The sequence below is a fragment of the Desertivirga brevis genome, from assembly GCF_017355835.1.
The window spans coordinates 73,585-90,299 of sequence record NZ_JAFEWF010000006.1; the positions used below are offsets into that span (position 1 = coordinate 73,585).

General features: G+C 40.1%; 19 protein-coding genes. 7 read left to right on the top strand and 12 right to left on the bottom strand.

Annotated features, from left to right (window positions below):
* Positions 1-6 precede the first annotated feature (6 nt).
* The 3 genes from lolA1 to J4N25_RS15550 all read left to right on the top strand — a co-directional run bounded on the left by lolA1 (position 7) and on the right by J4N25_RS15550 (position 1,783).
* Positions 7-657 carry an outer membrane lipoprotein periplasmic chaperone LolA1 gene (gene lolA1, locus J4N25_RS15540; protein ID WP_207422709.1) on the top strand — a complete coding sequence of 217 codons (651 nt, stop codon included), beginning with the start codon at positions 7-9 and terminating at the stop codon, positions 655-657.
* A 92-nt stretch (positions 658-749) separates the two neighbouring features.
* The gene (locus J4N25_RS15545; protein ID WP_207422710.1) at positions 750-1,025 is read left to right on the top strand and encodes a hypothetical protein; all 276 of its coding nucleotides are present in this window, start codon (positions 750-752) and stop codon (positions 1,023-1,025) included.
* Positions 1,022-1,783 (top strand): MBL fold metallo-hydrolase, encoded by a 762-nt coding sequence (locus tag J4N25_RS15550; protein WP_207422711.1) that lies wholly within the window; start codon positions 1,022-1,024, stop codon positions 1,781-1,783. The genes J4N25_RS15545 and J4N25_RS15550 overlap by 4 nt, the downstream gene beginning before the upstream one ends.
* Before the next feature lie 5 nt (positions 1,784-1,788).
* Here J4N25_RS15550 and J4N25_RS15555 read toward each other — a convergent pair whose 3' ends face one another.
* A complete protein-coding gene (locus J4N25_RS15555; protein WP_207422712.1) occupies positions 1,789-2,013 on the bottom strand; it encodes a hypothetical protein in 225 nt (74 codons plus the stop codon).
* 282 nt (positions 2,014-2,295) lie between these two features.
* Here J4N25_RS15555 and J4N25_RS15560 point away from each other — a divergent pair, with 282 nt between their 5' ends.
* Positions 2,296-3,279: an acyl-ACP desaturase gene (locus J4N25_RS15560; RefSeq protein ID WP_207422713.1), complete on the top strand. Its 984-nt coding sequence runs from the start codon at positions 2,296-2,298 to the stop codon at positions 3,277-3,279.
* A 35-nt stretch (positions 3,280-3,314) separates the two neighbouring features.
* Here the strand turns inward: J4N25_RS15560 and J4N25_RS15565 are convergent, their stop codons facing one another.
* The 11 genes from J4N25_RS15565 to J4N25_RS15615 all read right to left on the bottom strand — a co-directional run bounded on the left by J4N25_RS15565 (position 3,315) and on the right by J4N25_RS15615 (position 12,069).
* Positions 3,315-3,554, bottom strand: a complete 240-nt coding sequence (locus J4N25_RS15565) for a hypothetical protein (RefSeq protein WP_207422714.1) — start codon at positions 3,552-3,554, stop codon at positions 3,315-3,317.
* Positions 3,555-3,560: 6 nt separating this feature from the next.
* Positions 3,561-3,767, bottom strand: coding sequence for a hypothetical protein (locus J4N25_RS15570; protein ID WP_207422715.1), 207 nt, complete (start codon positions 3,765-3,767; stop codon positions 3,561-3,563).
* Between the two features lie 175 nt (positions 3,768-3,942).
* Positions 3,943-4,911 carry a transglutaminase family protein gene (locus J4N25_RS15575; RefSeq protein ID WP_207422716.1) on the bottom strand — a complete coding sequence of 323 codons (969 nt, stop codon included), beginning with the start codon at positions 4,909-4,911 and terminating at the stop codon, positions 3,943-3,945.
* 5 nt (positions 4,912-4,916) lie between these two features.
* On the bottom strand, positions 4,917-5,852 hold the full coding sequence (locus J4N25_RS15580; RefSeq protein ID WP_207422717.1) for an alpha-E domain-containing protein: 936 nt from the start codon (positions 5,850-5,852) through the stop codon (positions 4,917-4,919).
* Positions 5,853-5,865: 13 nt separating this feature from the next.
* Positions 5,866-7,317, bottom strand: coding sequence for a circularly permuted type 2 ATP-grasp protein (locus J4N25_RS15585; protein ID WP_207422718.1), 1,452 nt, complete (start codon positions 7,315-7,317; stop codon positions 5,866-5,868).
* 191 nt (positions 7,318-7,508) lie between these two features.
* Positions 7,509-8,684: an aspartate aminotransferase family protein gene (locus tag J4N25_RS15590; protein WP_207422719.1), complete on the bottom strand. Its 1,176-nt coding sequence runs from the start codon at positions 8,682-8,684 to the stop codon at positions 7,509-7,511.
* Positions 8,685-8,944: 260 nt separating this feature from the next.
* Complete coding sequence (locus tag J4N25_RS15595) at positions 8,945-9,358, bottom strand: hypothetical protein (RefSeq protein ID WP_207422720.1); 414 nt, start codon at positions 9,356-9,358, stop codon at positions 8,945-8,947.
* Positions 9,359-9,368: 10 nt separating this feature from the next.
* Positions 9,369-10,103, bottom strand: coding sequence for a hypothetical protein (locus J4N25_RS15600; protein WP_207422721.1), 735 nt, complete (start codon positions 10,101-10,103; stop codon positions 9,369-9,371).
* A gap of 34 nt (positions 10,104-10,137) precedes the next feature.
* Positions 10,138-10,689, bottom strand: coding sequence for an RNA polymerase sigma factor (locus tag J4N25_RS15605; RefSeq protein ID WP_207422722.1), 552 nt, complete (start codon positions 10,687-10,689; stop codon positions 10,138-10,140).
* A gap of 99 nt (positions 10,690-10,788) precedes the next feature.
* Positions 10,789-11,610 (bottom strand): alpha/beta hydrolase family protein, encoded by an 822-nt coding sequence (locus J4N25_RS15610; RefSeq protein WP_207422723.1) that lies wholly within the window; start codon positions 11,608-11,610, stop codon positions 10,789-10,791.
* A complete protein-coding gene (locus tag J4N25_RS15615) occupies positions 11,611-12,069 on the bottom strand; it encodes a MarR family winged helix-turn-helix transcriptional regulator (RefSeq protein ID WP_207422724.1) in 459 nt (152 codons plus the stop codon).
* A gap of 561 nt (positions 12,070-12,630) precedes the next feature.
* Here J4N25_RS15615 and hemA point away from each other — a divergent pair.
* From hemA to hemB, 3 genes are all read left to right on the top strand, one after another.
* Positions 12,631-13,857, top strand: a complete 1,227-nt coding sequence (gene hemA, locus J4N25_RS15620) for a glutamyl-tRNA reductase (protein WP_207422725.1) — start codon at positions 12,631-12,633, stop codon at positions 13,855-13,857.
* 63 nt (positions 13,858-13,920) lie between these two features.
* Positions 13,921-15,501: a hydroxymethylbilane synthase gene (gene hemC / locus J4N25_RS15625; RefSeq protein ID WP_207422726.1), complete on the top strand. Its 1,581-nt coding sequence runs from the start codon at positions 13,921-13,923 to the stop codon at positions 15,499-15,501.
* A 180-nt stretch (positions 15,502-15,681) separates the two neighbouring features.
* Positions 15,682-16,692: a porphobilinogen synthase gene (gene hemB / locus J4N25_RS15630; protein ID WP_207422727.1), complete on the top strand. Its 1,011-nt coding sequence runs from the start codon at positions 15,682-15,684 to the stop codon at positions 16,690-16,692.
* Positions 16,693-16,715 lie beyond the last annotated feature (23 nt).

The following is a 16,715-nucleotide window of genomic DNA, read 5'->3' on the forward strand; positions in this document are numbered from 1 at the left end:
AACGAAATGAAAAAATACATTCTTAGTGCTTTAGTTGTTGTTGGATCGGTGGTAAGCGTTTTAGCACAAACAGATGCAAAGGCTAAACAAATTCTAAGTGAAGTAAGTAAGAAATACCGTTCATACGATGTTATAAAAACTGATTTCACTTTCACTCTTGATAATCCTCAGGCTAAAATTAAAGAAACACAGTCGGGAACCCTATACGCAAAAGCTAAATCTAACAAGTATAAGGTGGTGATGAAGGGACAGGATCTGATCAGTGACGGTAAAACGCAATGGACCTACTTGAAGAATGAAAAAGAAGTTCAGGTTAACGATGTTGATAATAGTCCCAATGCGATAAACCCTGCGAAGATCTTTACCATCTACGAAAAGGGATTCAAATATCTTTACACGGGAGATGTTAAAGTTGCTGGGAAAACTCAGCATGTGATCGATCTTTCTCCTGTTGATACAAAGCGTTCTTTTTTCAAGGTGCGTTTGAATGTTGATAAGGCTACCAAGCAGATCAGCAATGCTATTATCTTCGATAAGAACGGAAATAAGTATACTTACGCTATCAAAGCGTTTTCCCCGAACGTAAAAGTTCCTGAATCAACCTTTGCTTTCGACGCCAAAAAATATCCTGGTGTAAGTATTGAAGATCTGCGATAAACAAAAATTAAATATTGTAAAAAGCGGTAGGCAACTATCGCTTTTTCTATTTCTACACCTTGGGTATAAACCTTTATTTTTATTTTTGGAGAATGGCCCTTACATATACACAGTATACGCTCGAAAAACTTGAACTCCTGCTGAAGGCTTTAGACTATAAAGTGCGTTATGAGAAAGGTAGTTTTAAAACCGGTGCTTGCGTGATAGAGAGCAGCAGGGTAGTAGTTGTAAATAAGTTCTCAACTATCGAGAGCAAAATCCTTTCTCTTGTAACATTGCTCCAACAAATTCAGGTTGATGAGAGTTTGTTAGACGAGAAGCAGATCGCTTTTCTGGCTTCATTAAAACAAACTACCTTACAACTGTGAAAATAACATTTCTAGGGACGGGCACATCGCAGGGAGTACCTGTTATTGGATGCGAATGTTCCGTTTGTACCTCTCCAGATTCTAAAGACAAACGCCTGCGGGTTTCTGTATTACTTGAAATAGACGATAAGGTTATTGTAATTGACAGTGGTCCCGACTTCAGGTACCAGATGTTAAGAGCTGGTGTAAAGCGGTTGGATGCTATTCTTTTTACACACGAACATAAGGACCATATTGCAGGGCTTGATGATGTTCGAGCGTTTAATTATTTTCAGCAGCAGGCCATGGAAGTATATGCTCACAAGCGTGTGCAAGAGAGTTTGATAAGAGAATTCTATTATGCCTTTGCCTCTGTTAAATACCCTGGTGTACCCTTGATCAACCTCAATGAAATCAGGAATGCTCCATTTAAGGTTGAAGGAATTGAGGTTATACCGGTAGAAGTAATGCATTACAAGCTACCTGTATTTGGATTTAGAATAGGAGATTTCTCTTACATCACAGACGCAAAAACAATCAGCCAAGAGGAAAAGGAAAAGCTGAAGGGCTCGAAGGTATTAGTGGTAAATGCTCTTCAAAAAGAAAAGCATATTTCCCACTTTACCTTAGACGAAGCGATCGCATTCGCAACTGAAATAAAGGCTGATAAAACCTATTTTACGCATATGAGCCATCGGTTAGGCCGGCACGAGGAGATCTCGCACGAACTGCCTGATTGTATTCAGCTAGCCTATGACGGACTTATCCTCGACTTGTAAATTATTTATTCAAGGTTGTCAACACCCTGGTCTGAATCCTGTTCATTCAGATCATTATGACCATCTTCCAGATCCCCGTAAGTTTCCTCGTAATCATCATCGTCTTCAGGTTCTTCATCTTCATCACCGTTTGGGTAAGATGCTTGCGGCTCTAGGTTATTGTAGTTTTCATCGCTTTCTTTAGCAGAATAAACAAGCTGGTTTTCTTTTTCTAATACTGGCAGTTTCATAGCAAATCTTTAGGTACTTTAAACTTTTGCGGCGAGGACAAGGCTAATCAGTGAAAGCTCTGTGATCTCGAGTTTTATAGGTAACTAAAATAGGCCTTTGCAGGTTTTATAAATCTTTCGTCATATTTATGCCTCTGATAATCTGTTGTTTCCAAAACGAGGGGCATAGTTTTTGAACTTAAAAGCCTGAATTTTGTTAACTTAACAGTTTTCCTTATAATGGAATGATAGAAGTCATTTCCTAACAAAATAATTATATATTTGGCCTTTTGAATTAGTAAGATGAATATAAGTTACGGAGCACGAAGAGAAGTAATGAAGCATATTGAGAAATATATGCTCGATAATATGCATACGTATCTTAAACCTATTGATACAATTTGGCAACCTACAGATTACCTTCCTGACGCAAGCAGGGAAGACTTTTTTGATGAAGTTAAGGAACTACAGGAAAGAGCCAAAGCATTACCATACGATCTGTTTGCTGTTTTAATTGGAGATACTATAACTGAAGAAGCACTACCAACTTACGAGTCGTGGTTAGCAACAGTAGAAGGTGTGTCAAATGATGAAGAAGGTGGTTGGATGAAGTGGTTACGGCATTGGACGGCGGAGGAAAATCGCCATGGTGATCTTCTGAACAAATATCTTTACCTGTCTGGCCGTGTAGATATGCGGAAGATGGAGATTTCCACTCAGTATTTAATTGCCGATGGTTTCGACATTGGAACCGACAGAGATCCTTACAGGAATTTTATTTATACAAGTTTTCAGGAATTAGCCACTAATATCTCACACCGCAGGGTAGCTTCGCTAGCTAAAAAGAGTGGTGATGGTTTGTTATCAAAAATGTGCGGAGTGATCGCCGGTGATGAGGCACGCCATGCTAAAGCGTACATGGATTTTATTACCCAGGTTTTCACTGTTGATCAAAGTGAAGCTATGATCGCTTTTGAGGACATGATGCGTAAAAAGATCGTTATGCCAGCGCATTTCCTTCGTGAAATAGGGCAAAAGGCAGGCGATGCATTTGAACATTTTGCTGATGCGGCCCAACGTCTTGGGGTATACACAGCCATGGACTATGTAGAGATCTTACAGGATTTAATTAAGGAATGGAAGATTGAGAATATTGGTGATTTGAACGATGCAGGTGAAAGAGCTCGCGATTACATTATGAAGTTGCCAGCCCGTTTAACAAGGATTGCAGAGCGAATGAAAGGCCAAACAGCCGAATATCAGTTTAGCTGGATTCACGCTATGTAAAATATAAAAAAAGGAGGCTTAGCCTCCTTTTTTGTTTAATTATCATTTCTAGGATCTTTCTCCTCAAGGATATTATTTTCGCCGCCTTCGCTACTTTCGTTATAGCTTCCTGCAGGAAATCCTTCATTTTCTTTTTTTTGCTGTTCCTGGTCTTCTTCAGAAGTGCCTCCATAAGAAACTTTACCTTCTTTAGAATCTGGATTTCCTTCAATTCCGGATGTTTGGTTTGAAGATGCAGAGCCTTGCTCCTGATCTTCATGCGAGTTCAATGACATGTTTTTTTAAGATTGATTATCGAGTGCATCAGATTTGTACTCTTCGTTTTCTTCAGTACCTTTTTCCCACACAGGCGAGTTACCATCTTCTGTAGGATTAGGATTTATTCCATTGCCGTTAGCGTGGTTGGTGATGAATTGCTCGGCTCTTGCCCCCGCTTTGTCTTTTAACTCTTCGGGAAGATCTTGCTTTATTTTTTCTCTTTCAGACATAATAGGTAGAATGTTACTACCAGTTAGAGCAAGTTATGTGCCTGTTTTAAATAGGCGAAGATGTAGTAGTGATGGTTTTAGTGGTTGGTTGGTGAATTAGCCCCGGAAGATTGACGGTCCGGAGCTAAGCCAAGAATATCATTATGGAAATAATAATGACAAGGAGAGCAATCTTTTATTGCTGCTGCTGCTGTTGTTGCATCATTTCCAGATGTTGCTGGAAACTATTAACCGGAAAAGTGCCGGAAGATATTACTACGGGAATGGTTTCAGGTTCTTTTTCTTTTTCCTCTTCTTCGTTACCATAAGATACGGTTACACGTACCTCCAATTTGTGTTCTGCTCCTCCTTTATATACGCCTTTTACCGGTGTACAATCAGGAAAGTTGCGGCCTACTGCAAGGCGAACATGAGTTTCATTTGCCACACAATTATTTGTCGGGTCAAAGCCTAACCACCCGTAGTTAGGAATATATGCCTCTGCCCATGCATGGGTAGCACCTTCACCTCTCATTCCGTTCTTATGGGGACATATATATCCGCTCACATACCTTGCAGGAATGTGCCTTAGGCGAAGCATAACCAGTAGGATATGAGCAAAGTCCTGACACACCCCGGCTCTCAGTTTCCAAATCTGATCGAGGGTAGTTTCTACTGTCGTAATTCCGGGAATGTATTTGAAGTTTTCGAATACGTATTTGGTAAAGCGCTTAGCAAGATCAAAAGGTGTTTCCTCCTGTATATCTCCTTCAGTTAAAGTAGCCTTCAACTCATCCAGGCCCTCGAAATGTTCTTGTTTAAGGTAGTCTACATATGGAATGTTGTGTTTTATCCTGTCAAGAACCTCCCATTGTTCATTTGCAAAAATATCATCAAGAGGAAGGGGCCGGGGCGTAGTTACAACTTGCAGCTTAGATATAATGAGTAGTTCAGAATGAGGTTCGCAATGTGTAAACGTTCCTACTTCGTTCCCATAATAATCTTTATATACCTCTACAGGGGGATCTCCACTGATCTTAAGATCATGTCTTAAAACCTCCTGATACTCATCGTTCACCGGAAATAGCACAATCTGGTTGGCACTATCCCTAACCGGTGTTTTGTAAGTATACTTCGTGGTATGCTTAATTTTAAATTTTGGCATGTGTATTACGAATATGCGAAATATTGTCCGTTTACCGAATTCCCTATTGAATACAAATCCTTCTTAATGGAGTAAAGGTAGTTGTGAAGCCCTTCTTCCTGAATTGTTTCTATAGTACTATACTTGATTCTGCTGTACAATCTTCCGATTAGAAATGAAAGCTCTTTAACGTCGGAAATGGTATTATTATTCTTTAACCGCTCAAAGTAGCGGTTGATATGTCCTACTGAATAAACTACAGATCTTGGAAAATCACTGTTAAGTACAACCATCTCCAGTACATTTTCTGCCTCAAATCCCTGTCTGTAGGTTTTTAAATAAAGTTCGTGCCCCCCGATAGACAGAAGCAAGTGCTTCCAATAAGTTGTATCTGTTAATAGGTCAGGATTATGATCAATGGTTCCGAACTTACTATCAAGGATATCAATACTTTGAATACTGCGCTCAAGATATTTACCGATATTCATAAAGCTTCGTCCTTCTCCTCTTTCCATGGTCACCTCTGCTGTGCCATAATAGAGCATTACTTGCTTGATCAGGATATCAAGCGCCGAGATTGGATCATCTTTACGGAAAGCCGCAATGAGGCGAGGATCTTTTACCAGGTGGTAATATTCATTGAGGCATTGCCACAAGTCCTTAGTAATGTGGTCCTGTACACTTCTTGCATTCTCCCTGGCCAGGGTGATGATGTTAGTAACAGAATTAGCATTTTCTTTTCCTGCAATCAGGTATAATAGTACTTCACGGCTGTTGTACTCCATTTGCTGGACATATTGTTTCTCCAATCCGGTATAGATCTTAATAATAGGTTTCCAGGAAAATTCTGAAATAGAATCCTGGGAGGATGCGTAATAGATCTTCAACATCCTTAAAATACCATCACTACGTTCAACGTAGCGACTTAACCAATATAAATTTGCTGCAACCCTGCTTAACATGTATGTTTAAAGTTTATGATGCAAGTACCCAGGTGTCTTTACTTCCACCTCCTTGAGAACTATTAACAACTAATGAGCCTTCTTTTAGTGCCACCCGGGTTAATCCTCCCGGCACGATCTCGATTCCGTCTGGTCCGCATAATGCAAAGGGACGAAGGTCGATCCTGCGTGGGTGCAGCTGTTTGTTTAGATAGCAAGGAGCGGCTGATAGATTTATAGTGGGTTGAGCAATAAACTGACGCGGATCTTTCAGAACCTCGGCTTTATAATTTTCAACTTCCAGATCTGTAGCGTTATATCCCATCAGCATACCATAGCCACCACTTCCATTGGTCTTTTTAATAACCATCTTGTCGATGTTGCTGAAGACATGGCCAAGGTGTTCGGGATTGTCTAACTGATAAGTGGGAACGTTCTTTAATAAAGGTTCCTCGTTCAGGTAATACTTTATCATTTGCGGCACGTAAGAGTAGATAGCCTTATCGTCTGCCACTCCATTTCCAACAGCATTAACAATAACTACGTTCCCTTTTCTGTAAGCACTCATCAAACCTGCAACTCCTAAAACGCTTTCAGGATTGAATACAAGCGGATCGAGGTATTCATCGTCTACACGACGGTATATCACATCAACTTGTTGCCTTCCATTCGTGGTTTTCATATAAACCTTATGATTATCCACTAGTAGGTCTTTGCCCTCAACTAATTCTACCCCCATCAATCGCGCAAGTGTGGTGTGCTCGAAGTAGGCCGAATTATAAATTCCGGGACTTAAAAGCACTATTGTAGGGTTAGATATCTGACGGGGAGATAAAGCCATCAGGTTTTTGTAAAGGATACTTGGATATTCTGTTACGCTTCTGACTTTGCATTGGGGAAGGAGATCAGGGAATAGCCGCTTAGTGATCTCCCGGTTTTCCAACATATAACTTACCCCAGACGGAGTTCTCAGATTGTCTTCCAGAACATAAAAGGTCCCGTCGAAGTCTCGTATAAGATCAATCCCCGCTATATGAACATAAATATCATGCGGAACAGAAACATTATACATTTCCCGGAGGTAGTGGGGGCAGGAGTAGATCATGTCGATCGGGATGATCCCGTCCTTCACTATGAACATGTTGCTGTAAATATCCTTTAGGAAAATATTCAAAGCCCTAAGCCGCTGCTTTATCCCTTTCTCAATAAAAGCCCAGTCTTCTGCGGTGATGATACGAGGAATAATATCAAAAGGGAAGATCTTTTCTATACCTTCACCACTGTTGTAAACGGTAAAAGTAATTCCCTGGCTCATAAACAGTCTCTTTGCTAACTCCTCTTTCTTGTTAAGGTCTTCTGCCGATTCGTTAGACAAATACTCGATAATTTTCTTATAAGGAGACCTTATCTCATGTTCCTGACTAAACATTTCATCCCACGTGCGTTGTTCAGGTACATAATTGTCTAGAAAATTCAAGCTCATCATATATTTAACTTAGCGTTTAGGTAAATATATGATAAATAAAATATGATTTGCTTAAATTTTATTGAATTAACTTGATAAAAGTGTAAAGAAAATCCGTTTTTCCTCTTTGTTTTTTATTTGACTGTCTTTTGGAGTCTAATTTTTCGGATAAAAATTAATCTTTTTCTAGGTTTTTTCTTAATTGTTCTGTTTTAGAGAGCCCGCATGATTACTTCGCAAGATTTTTCTATTTCTTCAATTTTAATAGTCAGGGGAGGTGCTATTCGAAGAGCAGTTTCACAATGCAAAAACCAATCTACTATAACTCCTTTTTCTAAACAAGCCTTACTTGCTGCTTCCACTTGTGTGAAATCATCCAGTTGGATGGCTAACATCAGTCCTTTGCCTCTCACTTCCCTTATCTTTGGATGTTTTAGCAGTTTACGGAAAAGCTCTTCTTTTTCAGCAACACCGTCCATCAGGTTTTCATCAAGTATTGCCCCTAACGTGGCTAAGCCAGCCGCGCAAGTAACTGGATGTCCGCCGAATGTGGTAATATGACCTAGAATAGGGTTGTCTTTCAAACAATCCATAGTCTCCGTGTTGGCTATAAATGCCCCCAGCGGCATTCCTCCTCCAATTCCTTTAGCTAGCAATAGGATGTCGGGAACAACCCCGAAATGCTCAAATGCAAAAAGCTTTCCGGTTCTTCCAAAGCCGGTTTGAATTTCATCCATGATCAATAATGTTCCAGTCTCCGAACACCTTGATCTTAGTTGCTGTAAATAGTTGTAGTCAGGAACCATGACTCCAGCTTCACCCTGTACCGTTTCAATAATTACAGCTGCGGTATCAGTGTCGATCAGATCAAGGTCGGCAAGAGCATTAAAATGTATGAAATCAATATTGGGTAGTAAAGGCCGGTATGCTGCCTTGTAGTATTCGTTACCCATCACACTTAATGCCCCATGGGTGCTGCCATGGTATGCTTTGTGGCAAGATAAAATTTTGCTACGTCCCGTAAATCGTTTAGCTAATTTCAGCGCTCCTTCTGTGGCTTCGGCCCCCGAGTTAACAAAATAAACCGAGTTTAATGAAGGCGGAAGTACTGATACGAGTTTTTCTGCAAACTTCACTTGTGGAGCTTGAACATATTCTCCATAAACTGCAAGGTGCATATATTTATCAACTTGATCCTTTATGGCCTGAACAACTTTTGGATGCCGGTGTCCTACATTACTTACTGCAAATCCAGAAACGAGATCAATATATTCTTTGCCTCCGGGCCCGTACATGTAAACGCCTTCGGCCCGTTCAATTTCAAGTAAACGAGGTGAGGAAGATGTTTGAGCATTATTTAGAAGGAATAACTGTCTTAAGCTTAACATAGAGCAAACTTAGACATTTGCCAAGGTTTAAGATAGAAGTTCGGTAAAAAACCTTCATGGGTAGAAGCTCAAAAAGGGGGATGGAAGTTTTTTAGGGTTCTTCTTGAACGAGAAAAAGCTTTGGCGTTTGTTGATATAGGAGCGGGAAATACTTGTAGAATTAAAAAGCCCCTGTGTTTGCAGGGGCTGAATTAATAAGAAAAACTAAAACTAAGTGCCTGTATTTTTTTAATGTATTTTTGATCTTTAACCAAGCCGACTTAATGTTTGCGCCTTTCGCCAAGCTCTTTGATCAGCTGCTGTCTGAAATCATTTTCTGCCTGATACAAAAGGTTCACCTTTTGAGGCGGGATAACTTCAGAAAATTGCTTCCTGTAATTTTTTCTTATTTCTAAAATGTCTGCCTCAAATTCAAGTTCATCAACCTGTTCACCTGACTTCTTTTGATCTTGCCGGGCTTTACGCCTTTCCATCACTACCTTGTGCAAGTCTTTTTGATAATTACGGTAAACGGGCCAGAAGCGCTGAGCTTCCTCGGGACTTAAATTAAGTCTTCGTGTTAAATATTCCGCTTTTACGGATTCCAATTGACCGTGCCCCTGCTGAGCATTAGAGTGTAAAGAAGGTATTAGAAATGTTAATAGTAAAAGTAATTTGAAAATATGCTTTTTCATGAATGTCTTTTTATAATGAAGTCTCAAGGTACTGCTCTATCTCCTGATCAGAAAATCCAGACTCCAGTTGCGGTTGTGTCCCTGTTTGTAAAAGATGCTCTGCAATTACTTCAGCGTCGCCTGTGGTGCTATTCACCTCAAGATAGTTAACAATTTCCTGGTCGGGCACCTGTGATAATGCTGAAGCTATATCTGAGTCTTGTTTTTTGGAGTAATTTAGAAAAATACCCGTTCCAATCATTACCGTTATACATGCTGCAGCAGCATATTGGAACCACGAACCTGAGAGCCTTCTGATCTTGACCGTTTTCCCGGGCTTTGTTTCAGACGTTCGTGCTAAGATCCGTCCTTGTAAATCCTCGAAGTAGTTATCAGGAACTGTAAAGGCATTACCATTCGAGGCTGTTAATTCTTCTATTGCAATACGTGATTCAATATTGCTTCCTAATGTTTCAAAGTATCCCTCTGGAAGAGTAAATCCATTCTCAGCAGGATCTCCCGCAAGTTCTTCCAGTTTTAATCTTAAATTAATCTGTTCGTTCAGGTTGTTAAAATAACCTTCAGGAACAGTAAACGCCCCGTCTTTCATTCCACCTGTAAGGCTTTCAATAGTAAGTCTTGCAGATATTTGTTCCTTAGAATCACTGAAATAATTATCCGGAACAGTGAATGGATTTGCTGCTTCCATAGCTGCAAGAATTGGGGCCTCCTTTTTCCAATCTTCGTTTATGTTATTCAAATCCATGATACTATTACTGATAGCTTTTAATATGAATGGTTTAATCAGTGCTCAATAAAAAACTCTCTATTTTTTTTACAGCCAAATGGAAAGAGGCTTTTAGAGCCCCTACGCTGGTCCCGGTTATTTCAGAGATCTCCTCGTACTTCAGATCATCGTAGTATTTCATGTTGAAAACAAGCCGCTGCTTTTCCGGTAATGTTAAAAGAGCCTGTTGGAGTTTTCTTTGTATTTTGTCTCCATTAAAATAGGTGCTTTCTTCCAGCTTGTCAGCTAGGTCATACGATACTTCATCCAAAGAAATATTGTTCTTCTGTTTTTTCTTGTTCAAAAAAGTTATGCACTCGTTTGTCGCAATCCTATACATCCATGTATACAATTGAGAGTCGCTCCTGAAATTGGCGAGATACTTCCAAACCTTCACAAAAATATCCTGCACAAGATCATCTGCGTCATCGTGGTCAATGACGAGTCTGCGAACATGCCAGTAAATTTTTTGCTGGTACTTAGTTAAAAGAAGGTTAAAAGCTTCATTTTTAGTTCGTTCGTTTGCAAACTTTTCAAGTATTTCTGAATCTTCTACCTGCTTCATATAGTATTAAACCTTTTATTTACGCTTAGGTTTATGATTGGTCCTAATATATAGGTTTTAAGCGCAAATTTACAAAGGTCAGATTTGGGACTTCTCGGGTTATTCTGCAGAAAAGAAATTCACTGTTTCTTCGCAAACTTCTTCAAGAACAGGAGGCAATATCTTTTCTGTCCAGGGGTGCCTGGCTCCGAAAACGTGATCACCGCCATTAACTACTCTCAAAAAACTTTTATTGTTCTGCCGATGCAGCTCCTGGGCTTGCTCAACCGGTACAGCAGTATCGCTGTCGCCATGAATAATCAGCCAGGGTTGCCGAATGGCGGAGGCAGCATTAGAAATATTTAACCTTTCGGAATTGTGTTCGAAATCTTCTAAAAGTGCCAAGTTCAATGGCATCTCCTGTTTTGTCCGGGCATTTGTAGTATAAATTACGCCTTCCCGTTTCCAATCTTCTTCCTGTTCAGGTTTCCATAGAGTATTAAAGCGACTAATCGAAGCCCAGGTAACAAGCTTGCTAATGCGGGGATCCTCAGCCGTCTGTATTATAGAAACACCACCTCCCCGGCTGTGGCCGATCAGAAAAAGCTTCTCTGGTGCAGGGAATGCCTCACCGCTAAGTACGAATGTGATCACTTCATCCAGATCGAAAAGCTCTCTGGAGAAAGTATTCTCTCCGAAAGCTTCCAGGTCGTTAAATATATCCGTTTGATCTTCAGTTATCCCGTTATGAGAGAAGTTAAACTTTAAAAAGCTAAAGCCCTTGTTATTGAAAAATTCTGCACAAAGCCTATGAGTACCCCAGTCTTTAAATCCTTTAAAACCATGCACGAAAATAATTATTGGTGCCTGTTCTTGCTGAGCAGGATAATAGTCGATAGGAATTGGTTTTGAGGAAGAACCTTTAATCTTTAGAGTTATCATTTAGAAGTTACCGCAGTGGGATAGAATGTTCTGCATGAACTTAACAAAGTTCTCTCCGCCCTGTTTAAAAAAAGCTTCCTCTGCCTCGGTTAAGGCCTCTTGGGAACTCGCCAGTATCTCTTTTCCTTTTTTAGTTAAGACCACAAGTTTAGCTCGTGCATCTCCGCTAAGTTTTTCTCTCTCTATAAAATTCTTCTTCTCAAGACTTGCCAGGATGCGTGATGTCATCATACGGTCTATCCTTGAGAATTTTGCCACTTGGTGTTGGAATACGGTCTGGTTGCTCTCGTTCAAATAATCGCTGATTCTTAACACTATAAACTGAGTGTAAGTAAGGTCAAAATTTGAAAGAGTTTGGTTAGCTATCCTCTGCCAGCACATCTCCATCTGCCATAGTAGAAAGCCCGGTGCATCTTCTACTCTGTCTTCCGCCTGTAAGGTAATAAGGTCTTTCTTCATTCTAAAAACGCATTCTAGCTCCTTTAATTCCCCAAATAAAACAAAAAATTATTTTTTAGGATAATTTTTGAATTACTTTTTCATCGGTTAAGAAGCTCTCATTTATATATCAAGTTTCCTTTTTATAGACAAAGTATTCTTTTGTTCACACATTTTAATTAATTCTTTAATACAAATTCAAAATAAATTTGTTCTTTGAACTTGCGTGATAAAAAATGTTTTGTAAAATCCACCGCTCTTTCTTAAAGTGCTAATTTTTATAATTAAAAAGGGTATTTTCCACTGGTAGGCGCAGTCATTTGCACTGTTAAAATTGGTTGAAGAAATTCTAACGCAGGCTTGTTTTAAGTTCTCATCGACCATCGGAAAATCCCAAAGGGAGGTTCTAATATTCCTTATTGTGCTATAAGAAAAAGCTCGTGAAACGGGATAAAGCAATTAAGGTTATGTCATAGAACAATTTAAAAACGGTCTAAATACGGCTGTTTGACAAAGGAATGACAGCGCTGATTTAGTCATTACCTACTTTTGTTACCGGTTTTACAAAAGAGATATCAAGCGTTGAAACACTTAAAAGTTTTAGCATTCACACACCAGCGGATAGATTTAAAGGAGTTGGGGAAATTAGTAATCTGTAATCAGACGCTGGCTGACAGGTTGAAGGCTGTTAAAGAAAAGTTTGATATAGACGAGATCTTTTACATCGGCACCTGTAATCGCGTGGAGTTCGTTTTCTCTACTTGCGATGACATAACGCCGGATTTTGTTAAAGATTTTCTTCTTTCATTCCAATTTTGTATTCCTTTAGAGCACATCGATGAATTTGTTAGCAAAGCATTTGTTTATCAGGATATTGATGCTCTAAGACATCTTCTTCGCATCTCCTGTTCTTTAGAGAGTTTAGTGGTTGGGGAGAAGGAGATCCTGGCCCAGGTGAGAAAGTGTTATGAAGCATGCAGGCAGGCCGGTTTTACAGGAGATTATCTCCGCCTGGTAATGAATCAGGTTGTAAAAGCCGCTAAAGAGGTTTATACTCAAACAAAGATCTCTAAAAACCCTGTTTCTGTAGTTTCACTTGCCTACCGTAAACTACATGAGTTAAAAATGTGCTCCAACTCGCGAATTCTTATTATAGGAGCAGGGGAGACCAATAGAAATATTTCCAAATACCTCCAAAAACATAAATATTCCAACTTCGCGGTTTTTAATCGTACTCTATCCAAAGCAGAAGAGCTTGCTAAAGATTTGAATGGAGAAGCGTTTAGCCTGGAGGAACTAACAGCATACAAAAAGGGTTTTGATGTTATCATTACCTGTACCAGTTCCATCGAGCCGATTTTAACTAACGAAGTTTACCAAAGCCTGTTAAATGGAGAAACAGATAAAAAGGTAATTGTAGACCTTGCCATTCCAAATGATACCAGCGCTGATGTTGTTGAGAATAATCCTGTAAATTTCATTGAAGTGCGTAGTCTTCAGGAGATAGCGAACAAGAATATGCAGGAACGCTATCAGGAGCTGGTACATGCTGAGATGATCATTGAGCAAAATATTGAAGAATTTAAGCCATTGCTAAAGCAACGCCGGGTTGAGCTGGCAATGCGTGAAGTGCCTATGAAGATCAAAGAGATTCGTAATGTGGCGGTAAATTCAGTGTTTGCTGATGATATTGAGCAACTTGACTCGAACTCCCGTGAGGTGCTGGAGAAGATCATTAACTACATGGAAAAGAAGTATATTAGCGTACCTATGGTAATGGCTAAGGAGATACTTGTTAATCATACATAATACAATTCGCTTTAAAGCAAGGATATTAGTATTATTTTTGCAGTCAAAGGCTAAATTTTCACAGTGAACAGAAAAGTAATTATTGGTACACGGGGAAGCGATCTTGCTCTGTGGCAGGCTAATTATGTAAAAGATCAATTAGCTAAAGCAGGACTTGAAGCTGAACTTAAAATCATAAAGACGCAAGGAGATAGTATCCTTAACCTTCGCTTGGATAAATTGGAGGGTAAGGGGTTTTTCACCAAGGAGTTGGAGGAGAGCCTTCTTAACGGGTCTATTGATATTGCAGTACATTCCCATAAAGACCTTCCTACCCAAAATCCTCCCGGTTTAATTATCGCGGCTGTGTCTGAAAGAGAGGATCCTGCAGAGCTCCTTCTAATCCTTAAAGATTGTGTTGATGTTAAGCAGAAGCTTTCAGTGAAGTTTGGAGGTATGGTTGGTACTTCTTCCAATCGCCGTAAAGCCCAGCTCTTAGCGCTTCGTCCGGATCTTGAAGTAGAAAGTCTGAGAGGAAATGTTCCTACCCGTATTCAGAAGCTTCGCGATGAGAATTATGATGCGATCATGATTGCAAAGGCAGGAGTGCAACGTCTGGGAATCGATCTAAGCGAGTTCTATGTTGAGGAACTTGAACCAATGGAATTTGTACCTGCGCCTGCTCAGGGAGTATTGGCTATTCAGATCCGTGAAACCGATAAAGAGCTTTTTGATACACTACAGGTAATTCATAACCCAGATATTGCTGAGCAAATTTCGGTGGAACGCAAAGTGCTTAACCTGTTTAATGGCGGTTGCCATATGCCACTTGGCTGTTATTGTCGGAAAGAGAATAATAAGTACCAGGTTTGGACTTCCAAGGCACAAACAGATGAGGATTTTCCCGACAGGCATTTTATTGAAGCTGACTCTACTGAAGGCCTTGCAGAAATAATCGTAGGAAAGTTTGCACCTGATCGCAGATTTCCATCAACGGTATTTATTACGCGTGATTTGCCGGAATCTTCTTATCTGAGAAAGGCTCTTGAAAAACATAATATCAGGTTAGAAGGAAAGTCTCTTATCAGGACCTTTCCTATAATTAATAAACTGGATTCTTACATCTTAAGACACGTCGACTGGATATTCTTCAGCAGTAAGAATGCTATTGAGTACTTCTTCAAGTTATCACCGGAAATAATTAAAAAGACGAAGTTCGGTGTTATAGGCAGAGCATCAGAAGAAACACTTCGTCGCTATGGAAGGGTACCTGATTTCAATGGTGAGGAGGAAGGAATTGATACAGCAGACATTGCAGTGCGATTTGCCGAAATTGCTGAGGGCGCTACTGTTTTATTTCCCGGTGCTAAAGATTCCTTGAGGACAGTTCAGCAGGCCATGACTCCATCGAGTAAGGTAATTGATCTGCCGGTTTATGAAACGGTTGAAGAAGAACATGTAGAACCGACAATGGCTGAAGTGCTTATTTTCACAAGTCCCTCCAATGTCGAGGCCTATTTCAAAGAAAACCTTTTAGAGCCAGGTCAGAAAGTAATCTGTATCGGTCGCTCAACAGGCAAGAAATTTGATGAAATGGGCGTTAAATACTCATTACCGTATTCGCCCGACGAGATTGGCTTGGCAGAAGCAGTGTTTGCCCTTTAAAGTAGGTTCCGTCCTCTCTAAAAAGGGGGAACTATGACGGATTGAGCCCATCACTCTGGAAATGGTAAGGGCTTAGGCGAAGTGGGAAAAGATTAAGAATATATTTAAAACATAAAGGCTAGCTTCCCTGGCCCCTTTGGAAGGCAGGGAGCTTAAGGAGCTTGTGGGGCATATAAAACTATGAAAGATAGCCAGTTTGCTGACTCTCCCTTTAGGGGAGCAGGTGGTACACGACCAAGAAGATTACGTAAAACACCAATAGTAAGAGAGCTGGTTGCAGAAACAAAGCTTTCTAAAGATATGTTCGTCTATCCTTACTTCGTTGTTCCAGGGAGCAATGTGGTGAAGCCGATAGAGGCAATGCCAGGTATAAACCATTATTCTATTGATACCCTTGTTAGGGACGTTGAGGATGGTTTAAAACTGGGATTGAACAAGATTATGCTGTTTGGAGTAGGTGAAGAGAAAAGTGAAGATGCACATACTGCTTATTCTGAAAATTCGCTTGTTGTTTCCACTGTAAAAGAGTTAAAGAAGAATTTCGGCGACGATCTTTATATCGTTACTGATGTTTGCGTGTGTTCTTATACCACCCATGGGCATTGTGGTATTTTGCACAATGACTATGTTCAGAATGATGAAACAGTAGAGGTTATTGCAAAAATGTCCCTGGCTCATGCTAATGCCGGTGCAGATATGCTTGCTCCTTCTGATATGATGGACAATAGGGTTGCCGCCATCAGACAACTACTTGATGCAAATGGTCAGGTAAATACAGCAATCATGGCACATGCAACCAAATTTGCTTCTGCCTATTACGGACCCTTCAGGGAAGCAGCAGACTGTGCACCTGGAAAGGGTGACAGAAAATCTTACCAGATGGATTTTCGTAATCCTACCGAGGCTTTAAAAGAAGCTTTACTGGACGAAGAACAAGGTGCAGATGTGTTAATGGTAAAGCCGGGACTTGCCTATCTCGATATTATTAGCAAGTTAAAGCAAAATACCCATACTCCTGTTGCCGTTTACAACGTTTCAGCTGAATATTCTATGATCAAGGCAGCGGCTGAAAAAGGATGGATAGATGAACAGAAGGTAGTAATGGAAACCATGTATGCTTTTGCACGGGCCGGTGCCAGCATAATTAATACCTATCATATAAAGGATATTTTAAAGAATAACTGGATATAACCCTTTTACCTTTAACCTCGAAA